This window comes from Streptomyces sp. SLBN-118, assembly GCF_006715635.1.
GTDB lineage: Bacteria > Actinomycetota > Actinomycetes > Streptomycetales > Streptomycetaceae > Streptomyces.
On record NZ_VFNP01000002.1, the window covers coordinates 399,544 to 416,582 of the forward strand.

Annotated in this window: 23 protein-coding genes; 11 read left to right on the top strand and 12 right to left on the bottom strand. The window is 66.9% G+C overall.

The genetic code is table 11. The features are described from left to right. Genes FBY35_RS20345 through FBY35_RS20360 form a run of 4 tightly spaced genes read right to left on the bottom strand, consistent with a single transcriptional unit; the run spans position 1 to position 2,825 of the window. Complete coding sequence (locus tag FBY35_RS20345; RefSeq protein ID WP_260848759.1) at positions 1–807, bottom strand: GvpL/GvpF family gas vesicle protein; 807 nt, start codon at positions 805–807, stop codon at positions 1–3. Then, complete coding sequence (gvpJ, locus tag FBY35_RS20350) at positions 804–1,247, bottom strand: gas vesicle protein GvpJ (RefSeq protein WP_142215438.1); 444 nt, start codon at positions 1,245–1,247, stop codon at positions 804–806. Before gvpJ ends, FBY35_RS20345 begins: the two co-directional genes overlap by 4 nt. Before the next feature lie 6 nt (positions 1,248–1,253). Beyond that, on the bottom strand, positions 1,254–2,330 hold the full coding sequence (locus tag FBY35_RS20355; RefSeq protein ID WP_142215439.1) for an SRPBCC family protein: 1,077 nt from the start codon (positions 2,328–2,330) through the stop codon (positions 1,254–1,256). A 6-nt stretch (positions 2,331–2,336) separates the two neighbouring features. Beyond that, the gene (locus FBY35_RS20360; protein ID WP_142215440.1) at positions 2,337–2,825 is read right to left on the bottom strand and encodes a hypothetical protein; all 489 of its coding nucleotides are present in this window, start codon (positions 2,823–2,825) and stop codon (positions 2,337–2,339) included. Positions 2,826–3,703: 878 nt separating this feature from the next. Here FBY35_RS20360 and FBY35_RS38090 point away from each other — a divergent pair. Further along, positions 3,704–4,144 carry a DUF5133 domain-containing protein gene (locus FBY35_RS38090; protein ID WP_142215441.1) on the top strand — a complete coding sequence of 147 codons (441 nt, stop codon included), beginning with the start codon at positions 3,704–3,706 and terminating at the stop codon, positions 4,142–4,144. A gap of 10 nt (positions 4,145–4,154) precedes the next feature. Here the strand turns inward: FBY35_RS38090 and FBY35_RS37330 are convergent, their stop codons facing one another. The 4 genes from FBY35_RS37330 to FBY35_RS20380 all read right to left on the bottom strand — a co-directional run bounded on the left by FBY35_RS37330 (position 4,155) and on the right by FBY35_RS20380 (position 6,985). Then, on the bottom strand, positions 4,155–4,325 hold the full coding sequence (locus FBY35_RS37330; RefSeq protein ID WP_142215442.1) for a hydrophobic protein: 171 nt from the start codon (positions 4,323–4,325) through the stop codon (positions 4,155–4,157). A gap of 473 nt (positions 4,326–4,798) precedes the next feature. Then, positions 4,799–4,930, bottom strand: a complete 132-nt coding sequence (locus FBY35_RS37335) for a hypothetical protein (RefSeq protein WP_313904691.1) — start codon at positions 4,928–4,930, stop codon at positions 4,799–4,801. Positions 4,931–5,021: 91 nt separating this feature from the next. Continuing rightward, complete coding sequence (locus tag FBY35_RS20375) at positions 5,022–5,909, bottom strand: hypothetical protein (RefSeq protein WP_142215443.1); 888 nt, start codon at positions 5,907–5,909, stop codon at positions 5,022–5,024. Between the two features lie 317 nt (positions 5,910–6,226). Continuing rightward, the gene (locus tag FBY35_RS20380; RefSeq protein WP_260848760.1) at positions 6,227–6,985 is read right to left on the bottom strand and encodes a hypothetical protein; all 759 of its coding nucleotides are present in this window, start codon (positions 6,983–6,985) and stop codon (positions 6,227–6,229) included. Positions 6,986–7,181: 196 nt separating this feature from the next. On the opposite strand from FBY35_RS20380, the gene FBY35_RS20385 reads away from it, so the two are divergent. The 8 genes from FBY35_RS20385 to FBY35_RS20420 all read left to right on the top strand — a co-directional run bounded on the left by FBY35_RS20385 (position 7,182) and on the right by FBY35_RS20420 (position 12,273). Next, entirely contained in the window at positions 7,182–7,574 is a 393-nt protein-coding gene (locus tag FBY35_RS20385) for a helix-turn-helix transcriptional regulator (RefSeq protein WP_142215444.1), read from the top strand. After that, positions 7,571–7,873, top strand: a complete 303-nt coding sequence (locus tag FBY35_RS20390) for a hypothetical protein (RefSeq protein WP_260848761.1) — start codon at positions 7,571–7,573, stop codon at positions 7,871–7,873. Before FBY35_RS20385 ends, FBY35_RS20390 begins: the two co-directional genes overlap by 4 nt. A 146-nt stretch (positions 7,874–8,019) precedes the next feature. Next, positions 8,020–8,436, top strand: a complete 417-nt coding sequence (locus FBY35_RS20395) for a cation diffusion facilitator family transporter (protein WP_260848762.1) — start codon at positions 8,020–8,022, stop codon at positions 8,434–8,436. A gap of 231 nt (positions 8,437–8,667) precedes the next feature. Then, positions 8,668–9,078, top strand: a complete 411-nt coding sequence (locus FBY35_RS20400; RefSeq protein ID WP_186357023.1) for a hypothetical protein — start codon at positions 8,668–8,670, stop codon at positions 9,076–9,078. 102 nt (positions 9,079–9,180) lie between these two features. Beyond that, a complete protein-coding gene (locus FBY35_RS20405; RefSeq protein ID WP_142215445.1) occupies positions 9,181–9,855 on the top strand; it encodes a DUF6766 family protein in 675 nt (224 codons plus the stop codon). 55 nt (positions 9,856–9,910) lie between these two features. Then, positions 9,911–10,447: a cysteine hydrolase family protein gene (locus tag FBY35_RS20410; protein WP_142215446.1), complete on the top strand. Its 537-nt coding sequence runs from the start codon at positions 9,911–9,913 to the stop codon at positions 10,445–10,447. Positions 10,448–10,590: 143 nt separating this feature from the next. After that, entirely contained in the window at positions 10,591–11,253 is a 663-nt protein-coding gene (locus FBY35_RS20415; protein WP_142215447.1) for an HAD family hydrolase, read from the top strand. 48 nt (positions 11,254–11,301) lie between these two features. Beyond that, entirely contained in the window at positions 11,302–12,273 is a 972-nt protein-coding gene (locus FBY35_RS20420; RefSeq protein ID WP_142215448.1) for an LLM class F420-dependent oxidoreductase, read from the top strand. Positions 12,274–12,294: 21 nt separating this feature from the next. Here FBY35_RS20420 and FBY35_RS20425 read toward each other — a convergent pair whose 3' ends face one another. Together FBY35_RS20425 and FBY35_RS20430 are read right to left on the bottom strand one after the other, a co-directional pair. Further along, positions 12,295–12,618, bottom strand: a complete 324-nt coding sequence (locus tag FBY35_RS20425) for a plasmid stabilization protein (protein ID WP_142215449.1) — start codon at positions 12,616–12,618, stop codon at positions 12,295–12,297. Positions 12,619–12,997: 379 nt separating this feature from the next. Beyond that, positions 12,998–13,354, bottom strand: coding sequence for a DUF6479 family protein (locus tag FBY35_RS20430; RefSeq protein ID WP_142215450.1), 357 nt, complete (start codon positions 13,352–13,354; stop codon positions 12,998–13,000). A gap of 277 nt (positions 13,355–13,631) precedes the next feature. On the opposite strand from FBY35_RS20430, the gene FBY35_RS20435 reads away from it, so the two are divergent. Next, on the top strand, positions 13,632–13,913 hold the full coding sequence (locus FBY35_RS20435; RefSeq protein WP_142215451.1) for a CDGSH iron-sulfur domain-containing protein: 282 nt from the start codon (positions 13,632–13,634) through the stop codon (positions 13,911–13,913). Between the two features lie 53 nt (positions 13,914–13,966). Here FBY35_RS20435 and FBY35_RS20440 read toward each other — a convergent pair whose 3' ends face one another. Both FBY35_RS20440 and FBY35_RS20445 read right to left on the bottom strand, forming a co-directional pair. Continuing rightward, positions 13,967–14,620, bottom strand: coding sequence for a HemK2/MTQ2 family protein methyltransferase (locus tag FBY35_RS20440; protein ID WP_142215452.1), 654 nt, complete (start codon positions 14,618–14,620; stop codon positions 13,967–13,969). Next, positions 14,617–15,627: an iron-containing redox enzyme family protein gene (locus tag FBY35_RS20445; protein ID WP_142215453.1), complete on the bottom strand. Its 1,011-nt coding sequence runs from the start codon at positions 15,625–15,627 to the stop codon at positions 14,617–14,619. The genes FBY35_RS20440 and FBY35_RS20445 overlap by 4 nt, the downstream gene beginning before the upstream one ends. A gap of 139 nt (positions 15,628–15,766) precedes the next feature. Between FBY35_RS20445 and FBY35_RS20450 the strand changes: the two genes are divergently transcribed. Then, positions 15,767–17,038 (top strand): peptide ligase PGM1-related protein, encoded by a 1,272-nt coding sequence (locus FBY35_RS20450; RefSeq protein ID WP_142215454.1) that lies wholly within the window; start codon positions 15,767–15,769, stop codon positions 17,036–17,038. Position 17,039: the final 1 nt, after the last annotated feature.

The window sequence follows — 17,039 nt, forward strand, 5'->3', positions numbered from 1 at the left end:
CTACCCGCCCTCCTCGATCTGGCTCGCCGCCTCGTCCACGAAGTCGTAGGGCGCGAGCGGCCCGAGGAGGCGCAAATGGATCCTGCCGTGCCACTGAGCAGCGAGTTCCTCGGCCGCCTTTTCAAACGCGGCCCATTTCGCCTGCGGAACGAGGAAGGAGGCATTCACCACCCCCTCCGCGACAGTCGGTTCGGCAGTGGCCGTGGCGACGGCGAAGGGAGCGAGGCGGCGTTGGATCTCGACCGTATCCGAGTTGCGTTTGTCGGCGATCGCATCGGTGATCGCTCTGCCGAGCTCGACCCGTTGGTAGTAGCCCGCCGCTTCGTCCCTCGCCGCCACCTCTTCCCGCAGTCGGGCTATCTTCGGATTCTCGCCGAGCACCTCGCGCAATACCGCGTCCTGGACGTACCGGGCTCTGAGGGTGAACTGCGCCTGGCCGTCGAGCCGTTCCAGGATCTCGGTGAAGTCGTCACGGCCTTCTTCCAGCAATTCATCGACCACTGTCCGTACATCCGGCAGTACGGTGCCGAACCGGAAAGGGACGACGGCAGCAGTCGAGGCGGCCAGGGAGTCCAGCACGCGTGCGTGGGCGTGCAGATCTTCCGGCGTGCCCAGCGGGCGGTCGGTGGGAACTGCGCTGACAACAGCGGCAATTCCCCGGTGTCGTACGAACGTGGCCTGTGCTTCCGGGTCGCCGACGCCGGGCAGGTCCAGAGCGGGGGCGCGGTCCTCGGGCTCGGGGACGACGCCGTATACATAGCAGGCGCCCTCCACCGGCGGAGCCGTCCTCGCCTCGTCGGCGGTCACCGCTCCCGCTCCTTACGGCCTTCCGGCCTGGACCTGCGGCGGGGCCGCTCTTCGGGCTCCTTCTCCTCTTGATCCTCGTCCTCCTCGTCCTCGCCCTTGCCGAAGGTCTCAGTCACCTTCTCTTTGACGCCCTCGAGAGCACCGCGGGTCTTGTGCTTCGCGCCACCTTCCCGGAGATCGTCCACAAGTTCCGGCAGCCCGCGTTCGGTTCCGCTGCGGGCGAGGTCGAGACGATTCGCGGCTTCCGCGAATCGGAGGTAGGTGTCGACGCTCGCGACGACGATGCGTGCGTCGATCGTCAGAAGTTCGATGCCGACGAGAGAGACACGGACGAAGATGTCGATGACGAGGCCCTTGTCCAGGATGAGGTCGACTACCTCGACGAGGCCGCTGGAGGACGGCCGGTCCAAATAGCGACTGCTCTGGCTGGCTACGGTCATTACACTTCACCTCGATTTTGCCCTGCTGGACCGCCGACGAGCAGGTGCGGGCTTTTCCTCGGGCTCTTCCTCTTCCTCTTCCTCTTCGGGCTCTTCCTCTTCCTCTTCCTCCTCCTCTTCTTCATCCTCCGGAGGAGAACCCTCGTCCTCGGCTTCGTAGTCTTCGTCCTCGTCCACGTACTCGGCTTCTTCCGGTTCCTCGCCCTCGGCTTCCTCGCGCTCTCCTTCTTCCTCCTCGCGCACTTCCTCGTCGGTGCGGACGACTTCGCCGTCACGGACCTCACCGCGCCAGCCCCTGACCTCTTCAGGGTTGAGAAGGGCCTGGGACATGGCCTGTCGCCGGAAGTGCTTGAGTTCCAGCCGGACGCGGCGCCCCTGCGCCCGGAAGAGGTTGCCGGTCCCCTCGAACAAGCCTTGCGGGTGGTACTGCAGGACCAGCAGGATCCTGGTGAGGTTCGGCGCGATCTCGTGGAAGGTCACAGCACCGTCCACATGGCCCTTCTCGGCCTTGGAGCGCCAGACGATCCTCTCGTCCGGCACCTGCTCGATGACGGTCGAATGCCATTCGCGGTGCGAGAGGAAGATCTGGGCCTTCCAATCGAGTTCCGTTTCGGATTCCTGCTCGACGCGCTCGACCTTCTTCATGAAGCTCGGGTAGTCCTCGAACTGGGTCCACTGGTTGTACGCGACCGACACGGGGACGCCCACGTCGATTTCTTCGACGATATTGACGACCTTGACCTTCTTGCCCCCGTCCTTGTCGCCACCGCCACCACCAGGAAGCGCCTCTTTCGCCTTGTCCTTGACCTTTGACAATCCGGCGCCGGCAACTGCCTTGAGAGGTATGTGTTCCACGAGCTGGCGGCCTCCCTCGGCGACCGCTTCCTTCAATCCGTCGCCATCCCCGCCGGGATGGGCCAGGTGCTTGACACCCCCGCTCGCCTTTTCCGTGACAGCGGACAAGGCCCGCTGTCCGAGGGCGGCAAGGAGGTTCTCGAGCTCCTGTATCAAGCGGTCCGTCGGGAGACCTTCCAACAAGGACCCGTGTCCGCTCCCGCGCTTCTCGTCCGATCGCTCAGCCATCGGTCATCACTCCCCGCTCCGCCGCGAGGATGCGCCGGAGGGCTTCTTCCGCGGCGAACTGCTGGACGTCTTCTTTGCCGGAGCCCGCTTCTTGGGCGCCTGCTCCTCTTCCGCTCCCTCGTCTTCTTCCTCGGTGTCTTCCTCGTCCGGGGTCTCCTCGCGGTCCTCGGGTTCCTCTGATTCCTCGGTTTCCTCCGCTTCGGGTTTGACGCGAAGCGACTCTGTACGGGATTGCAGCCGGTCACTCAGCGAGTCCATTCGGTTGCTCGCCGTTGCCACAACGGCCTTCCGGCCCGCCGACATCAACTGCTCCCGCACGTCGTGCGTCAACCGCGACAATTCCGGGGACTTGGCCGCGCCTGCCGCGAGGCGACCTGCACCCATCCCCCTGCCGGCCGCCGTAATTCCGGCAAGGGCGAGCGCCCACCGCATCTTGTGCGTGCGTCCGAGGGCGTAGCCGGCGGTCAAGGCAAGGGCCACCTGGCCATTTTTCATGATCTAAACCGCCTCAGTTGGTGGGGTGCGTCCCGCCACCTGCGGGTGTGGCTCTCGCGCCGTCGGGGTGGAGTATCCGAAGAACCCCACTCCCCATGAGCAGGCGCCGAGACAGTCGTTACATACAAGTATGAGGCATATGTCCGTATTGCAAACCTGGGATGTGAAGCAACAAACGTAAGACTCGCGGGGTGCCCAGCCTGCTGGGCAATTCGTCGACGCGTCTTTGCCCGCGCGCCGCTGGGCCTCACGGTCGCGGCCGCAGCAACCCCGCCCCGGCAGCAGCGACCAGGGCCGTACGCGGCGGCATTGCGGGTCGTATGTGGAGAGATTGTCGCAACGAGAGTTCCGAGTCGGGGCACGTCGACAGTCCCGCAGCTCCGATGGTGCTGAGAGGGGGACGGAATGCCGGGCAGGCGCAGGCCGACTCTGTCAAATTTCTGACAGGACAGGACGGGCACGGAGTCCATGGACTCCGTGCCCCTGTCCCAACTTCGCGGCCGCTCAGCCGCACATCGCGGGTGCCCTTGGCGGCTGGGACCAAACCCGTCAGCCCAACGGTTTTCACTGGTCGGGTCACCCGAACTGATATCGCCCAGCGCGGGGCGGGGGTCGCGCTCGATAGCCAGAGGGCCGAGGGTGAGCCGCTGCGCGGTCTTGAGGACCTTCAGCACTGGAGAGAACCAAGCCCGTTTCCGCGGACGTTACGCAGACCCGCTTGCGAATGGTTGAGCGGCCAACAGGCGCGGAACGCGGGTTGTGAGGAACAATGGTGGTGCACGGCGCGGGCACTTTTCTGGTGCCAGCATGCGCGCCATCTCCTCGTTGCACCCGCCTTGGGCACTGAGCTGCGTGCCCATGTCGCTTGAGGAAGATGCATGCTGACGCCCAACGAGTCGGTGACCACAGAGGTTCTGAGGACATACCGCTTGCAGGAACGCAGGATTCTCCGCGACCCGGCCGACCTCGAGAGCAGGGCACGCTTCCAGGACATCGCCTACACCCTCTGGGTCCTGATGGGACGGCGCACCCCGCTGGAGCAGCCCGTCTCGCGGAAGGGCACCTCGCTGTGCTACGGGCCGACGAGAGCGAGCCGCAACGATCAGCGAGGACATAATTCAAGTGCCCGCCCGCAGTTGAGCAGCAGGCGCGGCGTCCTGATGAATGGTCGGCGACGGCGATCATGCGGCGCGTTGGCGTTGCGCTGCTCCCGCCGGAGCGGAAGCACGGCGCGCCAGTGGCGTCCCCCAACATGCGGGCAGGCCAACTCCACCAGCCAGTTGGCGGCTCGCACGAGTGGAAGCAGCCGAAGTCCGTGAAAGGCCTCGTCTACCAGCGGTACCAACGCGATCGTCCGCCTCCGGTGACCGGGCCCCGGAACAGGAACCCCAGGAGCCAAACAGCCAGCACGACCAGCGCGATCCACCAGAGAACGTGGGCCGCGAACCCGACCCCGAAAAGAATCAGGACCAGAAGGAGCACCAAGAGCAGCGGGACCATAGCGATACCTCCTCGTCTCCAGGCCTTCGGCATGCAAGTGCCCCGAACATGGGGACTTACGCATTACGGCAAGAGTCAGCTTGACTCCGAATACCCCGGAATCCGAGAATCACGCGTTGGCGGCTCACCCGGAGCGGGCTGGAGACGAAAAGGTCTGCCGCGCCCGGCTGTGCCGGATCTCAAAGATTGCTGCGTGCAATGAATGCGCCCGTTGAACATCCAGCCGCGGATTCCGGCGAATTCGAGCCGCTGAGCACATCGGACGAAGCCGAAGCCGCACCGCGGCCCGCTCCTTTCCCGCTGAAGGAGCGTGCGGAAATCCGGATCACGCTTGTCCGTCAAGGCCCCGCTCGCACGCGCCAGCAGCGCCACTGCCGTTCCCCGGGCACCAAAAGCCCGCGCCGTTGGCACGGCCCACCCCTGCGCTCGCTCCCGTCACAACCACCGTCTGCGTACCCGCGCTCATCCGGGACTCACATGTGCCGATTCGCGTGCTTGTCGATCTTTCCGATGGCCCCGTCGGTCGCCTTGACCTTGTAGCCGACGAGCTGCGCACCCGGTACGAGTCCCGAAGCCTCGCGGTAACCCCAGATACCGCCATCCATGGCGACTTCCTCTCTGCCCGTAAGCCTGTGTTTGCGGCTACCCGAAGGCGCGCGCCGCAATCGAAAGGGGCGCGCGAAGGCATCGCACGCTCTACATGTCGTCGGTTGCGACACGTTCCGCATGCGCGGCCGCGTCCTGGGCCTGGCGGCGCGCTCTTCGCGCCGTTGTCCCGGCCTCCCGGGCGCGGTTTCGGGCCTCGCCCAGATCATCTCGGGCAGCCCGCCGGCGTTCATTGGCCTCCTTGAGCTGGTCGGCCAGCGCTGCGGTCTCCTCCTCAGCCGTCTGCAGCCGCCTCTCGGCCTGCTCTTTGTCCGTTTCGGCCTGTGCCAGCTCCTCCTCGCGGGCACGCGCCTGCTGCTCGGCTGCCTTCGCGTCCTTCTTGGCCCGGGCGAGCTGTGCGAGCTGCTCCCTGCCTGCCTTCGTGCGTGCCTCGGCGGCGGTGTCCGCCTGATCGGTGGAGGGCCCAGGGCTCGGTGCCGTGCGCGGGACGATGTCCGCAGTGGCGGCGGTGAAACCGACAGGCGGACTCAGCGGTCTCGTGAGCCGGCCGGCGGCCCACTCCTGTGCCGCCTGCGAGTCGGCAAGGACCGCATGCAAGGTGGCCTCGATCTCGTACTGGACGCCCTCGCTCACCGGGTGGCCCGCCTCGGCCGCAAGTTGCCGCGCCTGTCGCGCCACCGCCCCCACCAGGGCGTGCTGCTGCCTGCTGAGCTCGCGCAGCTGCTCGCCGTCGAGATCGCGGTGGGCCTGGCGCAGGCCTTCGCCGAGGCTGATCAGCGTCTGAACCTGATCCGGCTGACGGCGTACGAGCTGGTTGCCGGCCCAGGCCGAGATGGTCGGGCGCCGTAGGGCCTGGATCTGACCAGCCAGCTCGCGGTCGCCCGCCTTTCTCACGGCAGCCGCGCGCGCGTTTCTGGCCGCGGTGAAATCGGCCGGGTACAGCGCGTACAGCTCGTCAGTGATGCTCTCCAGATCCACAGCTCACCCGCGCCCTTCACTCTGAGCCCGTAGTTCGCCGGCGCCCCTCTCGTCTCTCTCACGCTGTGCGCGTGAAGGTCACCACCAGCGTGCCCGGAGATCACGTCCTTCGCCCGCCCGGCGGAAATCCCGGTGTCCGAGATCTGGCCGGGATCCCATGCGGAATGGGGTGTGGTCAGCGTATTGGCGAGAACCGGTGCCACCGCTCCGTGGGAGCACTGGCTGGCTTTGTTCACGAGAACGGACAGCAGATGTTCACGACTTCGAGCGGCACCGGCGGAGGCCACTGTTCGAATGCTCCGTGAGGGTGCCCCCTGTCAGTGTTCGCTGGTGGCGATGTAGGTGCCGTGCCAGGTGTGGTCCCATACGGCGCCGGTGGAGGCGTTGACCGACAGCATGCCGTTGATCTTCCCGGAGCGCAGGGTGTGCAGGGTGTAGTAGCCCGGGAACGCCTCGGCGTCACCGGCGGTCAGGTTGCTGCCCCGGTCGCGCAACCACTGCTGAGCGCGGTCCTGGGCCTGCTCGGAAGAGATCCGGGTCTGGGTCCGGGTCTGGCCGCGGGGGTGCATGCCATAGTCGGTGTTCCACATCATCGCCGGGCCGTACTCGATCCCGGTGTCACCGTCGGCCGGGTCGACGAGGATCTCGGTGGCCAGCTTCCCGGAGGGGGTCTCCAGTTCGGCGTAGAAGTTCTTCGAGAACTGCATGACCTCGCCGACGCGCAGGTCGAGCCGGTCGGCGAAGGCATCGGCGCGCTGTCGGGCCTGGTCCAGGGTCTTCACCGGGGTGCCGTCGCCTCGCTGCCAGTAGTGCCCGCCCATCATGCCCGGACCCCACGTGCAGTCGTCGCCCATCATGCCCGGCCCCATACCGGGCCCCCACGAGTCCCAGTCGTCCCAGTCGTCGCCCGATGTGTCCGACCTCCAGCAATCGCTGCCGGAGGGGCTTGGCGCGGCGGCCGGGCGGAGTGAGGCGCTGCTGGACGTGCTGGTGTCTGCCGCGCATCCGGCGGCCAGCGTGCCGGCCAGCGCGAGGGCCGCCAGCGCGGCGGCGGTCCGCCTGCTCGCTCTGGGCATGATCATCACCCTCCGGGTCGTCCCTGGCCGCGACCGCCGGGCCCAGCGGACGCGGGCCTGCCGACTCCAGCCTCTCTCTGCGCGCAGGAAGCCGCCCAGGGGTCGTCCGGACCTGCCGGTGCCCCGATCGGCCCGCTTCATGAGACGAGCAGCCCCATAGATGACATCGCCTGACATAGCTATCATCGCAAGGCGCATGGCGATAAATAGTGCGGCGGCCACACCGGTCACCACCTCGTGCGGGGCGCCGTCGGCGGCGGTAGCCCTGTTCCGCTCGCTGGGCGACCCGGCACGCCTGGCGATCCTGCGCCGGCTCGCCGAGGGCGAGGCCCGCGTCACCGACCTGGTGCACTGTGTGGGGCTGGCGCAGTCCACGGTCTCGGCACACCTGTCCTGCCTGCGTGACTGCGGCCTGATCACCTCCCGGCCGCAGGGAAGGGCCACCCTGCACGCGCTTGCGCACACCGAACTGCTGGACCTGCTCGCCGCCGCCGAGCAGCTACTGGCCGCCACCGGCGAGGCCGTCGACCTGTGCCCCGCCTACGGCACCCGCCCCGCCCCCGCTGCCGCCGAGGAGCCCGCCCGATGAGCACCGCCCCCGCCACCGTTCCCGACATGACCAGCCCGGCCGCGCACCGCGCCGTCCGGTACGCGAAGTTCACCATCGGCTACAACGTCATCGAGGGCATCGTCGCGATCTCCGCCGGCGCGGTCGCCGGTGCGGTCTCGCTGATCGGGTTCGGCATCGACTCCGGCATCGAGGTCGCCGCCGCAGTGGTGGTGCTGATGCGGCTGCTTGCGGAGATCAAGGGCGGCGAGCCGGACGAGGCCAAGGAGCGCCGGGCGCTGAAGTTCATCGCCCTCACCTTCTTCGCGCTCGCCGCCTAAGGGCTGTCCCGCAATACCCGGCGGATGAGCGCGCGGCGTCAGATGCGGTGCATCGCAAGGCGGAGAGTCGTCCTCATACTGGGCGTATTCGGGCGATTCGACAACGCAGCGAGGTGCCGTAGCTGTCGTCGCGCGCCCGGCGGGTATTGCGGGACAGCCCTTACGTCACCATCGAGGGCATCCGCGACTTGATCGGCGGGGAGAAGCCCGACACCTCCCTCGCCGGCATCGTCCTGACAGGTCTCTCGATCGTGATCATGCCGTGGCTGGCCCGGGTCAAGCGCAAGGCCGGGCAGGAGATGAACTCCCGCCTGGTCGTCGCGGACGCCGCCGAGACCAAGCTGTGCGCCTGGCTGTCCGTGTCCACCTTCGCCGGCCTGCTGGCCTTCGCCTTCTTCGGCTGGACCTGGCTCGACCCGGTCGCCGGATTCGTCATCGCCGCCTTCGCCATCATGGAAGGTAAGGAAGCCTGGGAGGGCGAACTCGTCTGCGACGACGGGTGCAACGACGACAAGCGCGCCGCGACCAGCACGACGACATCGTGCTCCGACGGCTGCAACTGACCAGTCCACTTCAGACACGACGCGGGCCCCTGCAGCGCAAGACGCCGGGGCCCGCAGTTCTCACCGAGGCCGATGTTCGATTCCGATCCGGGTTCAGCGCCTCCCAAACTGGTGCACAAACGCTCCTCAAACTCGTGAGCAAAGCCAACTGGCGTTTCCAAGGGCGTCAAACCCTGCGGTGAGTTCACAATGAGGCATTCCTGTAGTGGGCAGTGGGCTGGAGGGGAATAGATGCCGTGGCGATACGTTCCCACCGTTGCGCTGACCGTCCTCGCGCTGGCAACCCTGGCCGGATGCGGTGGAACTGGTCCCCGTGAGGCTGGTGCTTCCGAAGCATCCGAGCACTTCGAGCGGCAACTCGTCGCCGGTCGTACGGGGGCGGCGTGCGGAGCGCTGGCGCCCGGCACGCGCATGGAGCTGGAGGAGTCCGAACACAAGCCATGCTCCGAGGCGCTCGCCGCAGAGCAGCTGCCGGAGGGCGGCTCCGTCCGGAAGGTGGATGTGTACGGCCGCCAGGCACTCGTCGTGCTCGAGGGCGACACGCTGTTCCTGTCGCAGTTCGCCGACGGCTGGAAGGTCGTGGCCGCGGGGTGTCGGCCTGAGCCTGACAAGCCGTACCAGTGCACGGTGAAAGGCGGCTGAGGCTGTGCGGACCCTCTTCTGGCTCTGCCTGATCACGGTGCTCGGCGGACTGGCGTACTTCATCACGATCGGGCTGCTGCACCGATGAGTGGGGGGCGATCCATGCGCAACTTCGTCCGCAACAACGGACTCACATTGGGTTTCGGCGCCGCCTTCCTGCTGGTTCTGGCCGCGCAGGCGATTGCGGGTCGCGCCGAGTTCAATCAGCAGCTGGCGGTCGAGGGCCTGCAGCAGATCGGGTTCGGCAGCTACCTGATGTCCTCGGACTTCGCGGTCGACGTCACAGAGAACTGGCAGTCGGAATACCTGCAGTTCTTCCTCTATATCTTCGGGACGGTCTGGCTGTTGCAGCGGGGCTCCCCCGAGTCGAAGGAGCTGCACAAAGCCGGACCACAGTCCGACAAGGAGCAGCGGGTCGGCGAGCACGCCGGGCCCGATTCGCCGTCGTGGGCGAGGGCGCGGGACTGGCGGCAGGCGGTGTTCTCCCGGTCTCTCGGCCTGGTGATGGCGACGCTGTTCGTGCTGTCGTGGCTCGCTCAGTCGATCGCCGGTGTGGCCGCATACGACGAGCAGCGGCTGCGCCGGCTCCAGGCGCCCGTCGGCTGGGGCGAGTACCTGATCTCGGCCGACTTCTGGAGCCGTTCGCTGCAGAACTGGCAGTCGGAACTCCTCGCAGTCGCATCCATGGCCATCCTGTCCGTCTACCTCCGTCAGCGGGGCTCCCCCGAATCCAAGCCGGTCGGCGCAGCCCACACCTCCACAGGTATCGAAGGCTGATGCTGCCCCCGCAGCGCGTCGGGCCGAGTGTCACACCGTGGGCCACCATGGCTGTATGAGCAGGACGGCACTCATCGTCATCGACATGATCAACACGTACGACCATGCCGACGCGGACCTGCTCCTTCCTTCCGTTTCCGAGGTCGTGCCCGCCATCGTCAGGCTGTTGGGCAGGGCGCGTGCCAAGCACATCCCCGTGATCTACGCGAACGACAATTTCGGCGAATGGCGATCTCACCACGGGGAGATCGTGGAAACCGCTCTGTCGGGCAGTCACGCCGATCTGGTCGAGCCGATCAAGCCCGACGACGCATCACTCTTCGTGGTCAAGGCGCGTCACTCGATCTTCTACGAGACCCCCCTCTCGTACCTGCTCAATCAGCTGGAAATCGATCGTCTGATTCTGTGCGGGCAGGCGACTGAGCAATGCATCCTGTACTCGGCACTGGACGCCCACATCCGGCACCTGAAGGTGACCATTCCGGATGACGCTGTCGCCCACATCCACGCCGACCTGGCTCAGGCAGCGCTGCGGATGATGGAACGGAACATGGGTGCGGAGATCCTTTCGGGCGATTCGATAACACTGTGACGGATGCCGAGACATGCGAGACATGGCAGAACGCCTCGCCCGGATTCACGCCGTGCAGATGCGTTGAACCGCCCTCTGGAGTGACATGAAGGGACGGGAGAGGGCACAGACAGGCAGCTTCAGCACACGACGGAAGGAGCGCCATGGCACGCGCCGCCGTGTTCGACGTCGACGGGACGCTGGTCGACACCAATCACCTTCATGTGGCCGCCTGGTGGGAGGCCCTTCGGCAGGCGGGCCACATGGTTCCCATGCATGCCATCCATCGGGCTGTCGGGCTCGGGTCCGCCGACCTCATTGCCCATCTGCTGGGAGACGAGCGCGACCGCGGCGAGGACGACACCATCGCTGCAGGGCACAAGGCTCTGTACGGGACGTACTTCGGCCGGCTGCCCGCGTTCAAGGACGCCGGCCCGCTCCTGCGCGTACTGGCCGACAAGGGCTGGACCGTTGTCCTTGCGACGTCCGCCAGTGGGAGGGAACTCGAGGCCCTGAAGCGTGCCATCGACGCCGACGACGCCATCAGCGCCAGCGCCAGCGCCGACGACGTGGAGGCCGGGAAACCGGCGCCGGACCCCGTCGAGCAGGCGCTGGAACTCGCGGGTGTCCCGGCGGAGCGAGCCGTCTTCGTCGGCGACACCGTCTGGGACATGCGGGCGGGCTCCCGGGCCGGTGTCACCTGTGTGGGTGTGCTGTGCGGCGGCATTCCCCGAGGCGATCTGGAGAATGCCGGAGCCGCCGCGATCTTCGACCACCCGTCCCATCTGTTGCATTCCCTGGACGACAGCCCCCTGGCGGGCACCTGACGCCTCAGCCCCCGCTGCCTGCCTCCGAGCCAGAACGGATGCCTGATCATGACGCAATTCGGATACACGATGATGACCGAACAGGCAGGACCCCGGGCGCTGGTAGACCATGTCGTCCGGGCCGAAGACGCTGGATTCGACTTCTCGGTCGCGTCGGACCACTACTTTCCCTGGCTCCGCTCGCAGGGCCACGCCCCCTACGCGTGGAGCGTTCTCGGTGCGGCCGCTCAGGCGACCTCACGCATTCCGCTCATGACGTACGTGACATGCCCGACGTTTCGCTACCACCCTGCAGTGGTGGCGCAGAAGGCGGCCACCATGCAGTCGCTGTCCGAGGGCAGGTTCCGGCTGGGGCTGGGATCCGGGGAGAACCTCAACGAACATGTCGTGGGCGGTGGTTGGCCACCGGTGAATGTACGACACGAGATGTTCGAGGAGGCGGTCGGTATCATCCGCGCGCTCTTCGAGGGGGGCCATGTCACCCACCACGGCACCCACTTCGATGTGGACTCGGCGCGGCTGTGGGATCTGCCGGACGACCTTCCGCCCATCGGGATCGCGGTCTCTGGAGAACAGTCCTGCTCCATCGCCGGCCGCCTCGCCGACTTCGTCATCGCCACCGAGCCGGAAGCGGATCTGCTCACCTCGTTCGACCGGCACGGCGGAGAGGGCAAGGCCCGCGTCGGACAGCTGCCGGTCTGCTACGACCGTGACCGGGACACCGCGGTACGGCGAGCCTATGACCAGTTCCGCTGGTTCGGCGGAGGCTGGAAGGTGAACGCGGAACTACCGCACCCGGAGTCCTTCGAGTCGGCCACCCAATTCGTACGTCCTGAGGACGTCGCAGGCGCCATTCCGTGCGGGGACAGCATCGACGACTTCGTCGAAGCTGTACGTCCGTTCATCGACGCCGGCTTCACGGAAGTGGCCCTCGTACAGATCGGCGGCGAGACCCAGCATGAATACCTGGACTGGTCGGCAAAGAGGCTGTTGCCCGCCCTCAGCGAGGCCTTTGTGTAACTCCGGGCAACGCCCTTTGGCTCAGCGTCCCAGCGACCGTTTCAACTCGGCCTTGTTCATCGAGGACCGTCCATGGATATTGCGGCGCTGTGCCTCGGCATACAGCTGGTCGTACGTGGGACCCTCGGAACCGCTGTGGGAGCGCTGACCACCACGCTTCGACGACGACATGTCCTGCGTCGACGACTTGCTCGCGGTGCGTGACTCACCCGAGCGCGCGCGCTCCTTGTTCACCGTGCGGGCCGCGATTTCCTCCGCCCGCTTCTTGCTCTCTCCTCGTTGCTCGGCACTCTCCTTGATGTGCTCGTACTGGCGCTCCCGCTTTGGACTCGAACCACGAGGCATGATCACTCCTTACTTCCTGGGCTCGCCCCCGAACCGGGCTATTCAGTCCTCGCCACGGACGATGTTCCATTCCGGACCGCTGTCCGTTTCCCTCTCCCGCTCTCCGTTACCCGTCCCGAGGACTGCAGCGCGGCACATACGGACGCTCTGTTCAGCGGTAGTCTTACCCCTGATCGGTTCGGTATCGGTCAGCAATTCCACGGCTGACATCTCCTCAAGCCGTTGAGCCGTCAGTTCGTCGGCTCCAGCCTGCAAAGACGGGCCGCAAGCGATTCTCGCTCGCCTGACGACGTTCATGAACTCGGGTACCCAGGCCGGAGCGGATCACTCACCATGGGACCTCAAGCGGGCGCCGGCCGCGGCCTCCACTGCCGAATGCTCATCCGCTGTCGCCATCGTGTTTCGGGCGTTCCCCGTCGCGAGCCGGCCGGGAACCCTGGTTTCCGTAACCCCTCAGCTCATGAGGAGTGAGCCTCTCGCCTTCGCTCCCGAAGTCGTCCGCTTCACGAGTTTCCGCAATGGGTGTGCGACGTGAAAGGCGGCGGGGTTGTTCGCCGCGGCGGGCCGGCAGGCCACGGCCGCGTTTGATCCCCCAGCCGACCAAGCCGATCAAGAAGACCACCACGACGATTCCGACGATGAACGGGGCAATTCCGGCCATCCATTCGTTCTCGGCGGCAACGCCGACCATACGTTCGCGGCCAAATGCGAAGGCGGATGAGTTCATGGCGATCATCTACTCCCTTGAAGGTGTGGTGCAAGCGGGGCCGGCACGAGTTTCAGAAGGTCCAGCGCCACGACACAATTGCGGCGAGGCGTGCTGGACGATGGGACCCTCCACTGCGGCTCTCATCGGAGGATCACCCTCTGTGCCATGCACTGCGGGTAACCAGAAAACTCGCTCATGAACTTCGGGTCCATCTCGCCGACTCGGGTCCGCTCCGCCGCATGTTCGCCCGGCTACCGGGCAGGCGCGGAAGATGTCGGCCCAACGGACGAAGGGGCGGTTGGCCATGCTCGAATTGAACGCGAATACCGACGCTCATCCGGAGGACTCGGCCCAGCTGGACGTACCAAGAACGCCGAACGTACCGACGGCCAGGACGCCACGGGTCACCCCACTTCAGGACGGCCCGCTGCTCATTGAGGGACCGGTGGAGATCGTGATGCCGGACGGGACCGTCCAGCGATCGGAACGCCCGACCGTGGCCTTCTGCACATGCCGACGCAGCCTGCGATTCCCCTTCTGCGATACCAGCCACCGCCGCCACGTGCGACTCGGCGGGCGTCTTTGAACTCGCTGTCCCCATCGCTGCGGGCCGAGGCAGTTCCGGAACGCACGTGCGCGTCATTGGGGCCTTTCCGCCCGGATCACCACCAGCTCTTCCTTGTCCCCGTCAGGCCCCAGCAGGCCCATGTGGCGCAGCCAGGACCGACGGGACCGCAGCACGGGGCCGAACGTCACGAAACGGCGCTCGGTCACCATGGCCCTCAGGCCGGCTGAGCGCAGACGCTCCAGAGTGCGCGCTTCGCCGCTCAGCGCGGAGTGCACCACGAGCAGCACCCCGCCTTGCCGGAGCAGTGGCGGTGCCTCCGCGCAGATCCGATCGAGGATCAGCCGGCCGTCGCTGCCGCCCTCCCATGCCCGCGCGGGGCCTCGGCGGGGCTGAGCCACCGCTGGGCTCGGCACATAGGGCGGGTTGGTCACGATGAGGTCGAAGGTGCGGCCCGCGACGGGTGCCGTGAGGTCGCCGCGCAGCACCCTCACCCGTTTCCCAGCCAGGGTTGCGTTGAGACGTGCCGTCCACACGGCGCGGCGTGAGATGTCCACCGCTGTGACTTGCGCTCCTCGCAACGCAGCGGCCAGCGCCAGTGCTCCGGTGCCTGTGCCGACATCGAGGACCTGGGCCCGGGGCGGCAGTACCTCGTCCTGAAGGGACCCAGCCAGCAGCGCTGTGTCGTCCTGCGGGGCGTACACGCCCGGCGGGACTACGAACGTCATGATCCTTCAGCCTGTCCACTCACGTACAGTGACGTCCTGCCGTCCCGCCACGCATCGAGAAGATGGCTGCTGAGAAGGTCCTCGAGGTGAACGGTCGCATCGATACCGAAGGCGATGTCGGCTTCCAGATGAGGCTCCGTCTCCAGGAGTCCGCCGATGACCTCACGCCGGACGATCTGCTCATGTACGGCGTCGGCCTCGACATGCTCGCTGTAGAAGAACTCCGCCGCAGGCCCGGCCCCGGTGCGACGCATGGCGTGGGCCAGCCGCCGGGATCCAGGGGACGACGTGACCTCGACGGCCGCGAAGTGTCCGACCAGGCATCCGCGCAGCGCCCGGTGCAGCCCGAAAAGCGACATCAGGTTCACCGTGGCCAGCATGGGTGCCCCAGCGGCATCGACGTAGTGGCCGTAGGTGGCATCGAGACCCAGGTCCCTCATGAGGTCGGCAAAGAGCTGCGCATGCACTCGCTCCGCCCGTCCGCCGCCGTATTCGTCGAATTCCACTGCTGCCATCCCGGCTTTGGCGCGCCCCCAGAGTCGGGGCAGGACCCAGACCTGCGGATCGGCCTCCTTCAGGTGGTAGACGGATCGCAGTGCGGCGAACTCGTTCAGCTGCCACAGCTCTCCCTTGTCCCGGAGGAAGTGAGAGACGCTGGTGCCCTGCAAGGGCTCCACAAGGAGCCCCGCCAGAGCGGCATCCACGGTTTCGTGGCGCCCGGCGTCCTTCCGCAAGGTGGTGAGAAACTGGTTCTCGAGGCGGCTGCGCAGGCTCAGCAGCGCAGGATCCCACTCGAAGGACGGGCTGACCCCCGCGAACCCGCGGTAGTGGAGTTCGTAGCAGACATAGAGAGCCAGTTGAAGATCGTCCCCGTAGGGGTCCAGGTCTTCGGGCAGCACATCCGTGGCGGATGGCAGCGAGCCCTCTCCGCCGAGGAAGTCAATCACCGCTGCCGAGAGTTCCCCACGGCCCTGCGGCAGCGCCGGACCCTGCCTGTCGATGTCCATTGGACCCTGCCTGTCGATGCCCATTTCGGTCATATCGCACGTGTACCCCGTCCACGCCCTGCCACCGATCGATCCGCTGTTCCCGCAGTCGCGATTCCGGCAGGTGCGACCCCGGCCCCGCTCGGGTAGGCATGGCACGGTGGAGCTGCACCGCAGTGCGCTGATCATTTACGCGAACTTCCACTCCGACATGGCAGTGGAGGTAACCACTCACGACGTACTGAGCCGGTGGGCCGAGCAGGCTCCGCGCAAGATCTGGCTGATGCGGCCCGGCGACGTACTTGTCACGCCCGTCTCTCTCAGCCCCGCATTCAGGCGATACGCGGCCGAGTTGCTGCGCGTGCCGGCCGACTCCGTCACCGTGGTCACGGTGCCCCCTGTGCGCGGAGTTCCCATGGCGGAGGCCGTGCGCCGGGCCGGGCTGATGGACATGCTTGATGCACTCACCGCCGAGCGGCCCGGGATTCAGCTGCTCCCCGTCGCCTTGGACACCTCCACCGTCGACTTTGCGGCGCGGCTCGGCGTACCGGTGGCTCCGTACGGGCCGGAGGGACCGACGGCGAGCGCCGTGGAGGCCGCGTACCGCCTCAATACGAAAAGCGGCTTCCGTGCCGTCGCCGATGGTCTGGGCATACGGCTGGCGCCCGGAGAGGTCTGCGGCGGCAAGAACCTCTCGCGGACCGTCGGCGCCGTGCTGGCTCGCTATGAGCGGGTCGTGGTCAAGCCGGACCGCTCCGCCGGCGGATACGGGCTGAGGTTCGTCTCTCGTACGGACCCGGTGCCCGCCGCCGGGGAGCAGGCAGGCACATGGGTGGTGGAGCAGCGCCTCGACACCGTCCAGGCCGTCAGCGTCCAGATGGAGGCGCTCCCCGCGGGACCTCGCGTGCTGTTCAGCGGCGAGATGCGTACGACGACCGGCTCCTTCGTGGGCTATGTCTCGCCCCTGGAGGACCGGGCGGGCACGTCCGTGAAGGAGCTGGAGCACTGGGGCTCGGCGCTCGGACACCATCTGACCGGGCACGGGTACGTCGGCCCGTACGGAATCGACGCGGTCCTGGCCTCCGACGGCAGGCTGTACGCCACGGAGAGCAATGTCCGCAGGACCGCGACCATCACGCCGGGGTTCATGGTCGATCGGCTCAGCCGAACCGGGAAGATCAGCGACCCGGCCTGGCTCCTGGGAAGGGGGCGGTCGCGGGCACAGCACAGCTTCGCCGGCGCGGTCAGGCTGCTGCGGGCAGAAGATCTGGCCTGGGAATCGAGCCGCGGGGAAGGCGTCGTGCTGTATGCGGACGTTCCTGCCGACAGGCGGACCTGGCGCTATGCCGTGATCGGAGCCGACCGCGCGAGAGTGACGGAATTCGAGGCGGCCTTGCGAGACGTCATGAAACTCGAAGTCATCCTGGCGTGAC

Coding starts and splice junctions, on each gene's coding strand:
- gvpJ (WP_142215438.1), bottom strand. CDS start 1,247: ATGACCGTAGCCAGCCAGAGCAGTCGCTATTTGGACCGGCCGTCCTCC.
- FBY35_RS20355 (WP_142215439.1), bottom strand. CDS start 2,330: ATGGCTGAGCGATCGGACGAGAAGCGCGGGAGCGGACACGGGTCCTTG.
- FBY35_RS20360 (WP_142215440.1), bottom strand. CDS start 2,825: ATGAAAAATGGCCAGGTGGCCCTTGCCTTGACCGCCGGCTACGCCCTC.
- FBY35_RS38090 (WP_142215441.1), top strand. CDS start 3,704: ATGCTGACGCCCAACGAGTCGGTGACCACAGAGGTTCTGAGGACATAC.
- FBY35_RS37330 (WP_142215442.1), bottom strand. CDS start 4,325: ATGGTCCCGCTGCTCTTGGTGCTCCTTCTGGTCCTGATTCTTTTCGGG.
- FBY35_RS37335 (WP_313904691.1), bottom strand. CDS start 4,930: ATGGATGGCGGTATCTGGGGTTACCGCGAGGCTTCGGGACTCGTACCG.
- FBY35_RS20380 (WP_260848760.1), bottom strand. CDS start 6,985: ATGCCCAGAGCGAGCAGGCGGACCGCCGCCGCGCTGGCGGCCCTCGCG.
- FBY35_RS20385 (WP_142215444.1), top strand. CDS start 7,182: ATGGCGATAAATAGTGCGGCGGCCACACCGGTCACCACCTCGTGCGGG.
- FBY35_RS20390 (WP_260848761.1), top strand. CDS start 7,571: ATGAGCACCGCCCCCGCCACCGTTCCCGACATGACCAGCCCGGCCGCG.
- FBY35_RS20400 (WP_186357023.1), top strand. CDS start 8,668: ATGCCGTGGCGATACGTTCCCACCGTTGCGCTGACCGTCCTCGCGCTG.
- FBY35_RS20405 (WP_142215445.1), top strand. CDS start 9,181: ATGCGCAACTTCGTCCGCAACAACGGACTCACATTGGGTTTCGGCGCC.
- FBY35_RS20410 (WP_142215446.1), top strand. CDS start 9,911: ATGAGCAGGACGGCACTCATCGTCATCGACATGATCAACACGTACGAC.
- FBY35_RS20415 (WP_142215447.1), top strand. CDS start 10,591: ATGGCACGCGCCGCCGTGTTCGACGTCGACGGGACGCTGGTCGACACC.
- FBY35_RS20420 (WP_142215448.1), top strand. CDS start 11,302: ATGACGCAATTCGGATACACGATGATGACCGAACAGGCAGGACCCCGG.
- FBY35_RS20425 (WP_142215449.1), bottom strand. CDS start 12,618: ATGCCTCGTGGTTCGAGTCCAAAGCGGGAGCGCCAGTACGAGCACATC.
- FBY35_RS20430 (WP_142215450.1), bottom strand. CDS start 13,354: ATGATCGCCATGAACTCATCCGCCTTCGCATTTGGCCGCGAACGTATG.
- FBY35_RS20435 (WP_142215451.1), top strand. CDS start 13,632: ATGCTCGAATTGAACGCGAATACCGACGCTCATCCGGAGGACTCGGCC.
- FBY35_RS20440 (WP_142215452.1), bottom strand. CDS start 14,620: ATGACGTTCGTAGTCCCGCCGGGCGTGTACGCCCCGCAGGACGACACA.
- FBY35_RS20445 (WP_142215453.1), bottom strand. CDS start 15,627: ATGGACATCGACAGGCAGGGTCCGGCGCTGCCGCAGGGCCGTGGGGAA.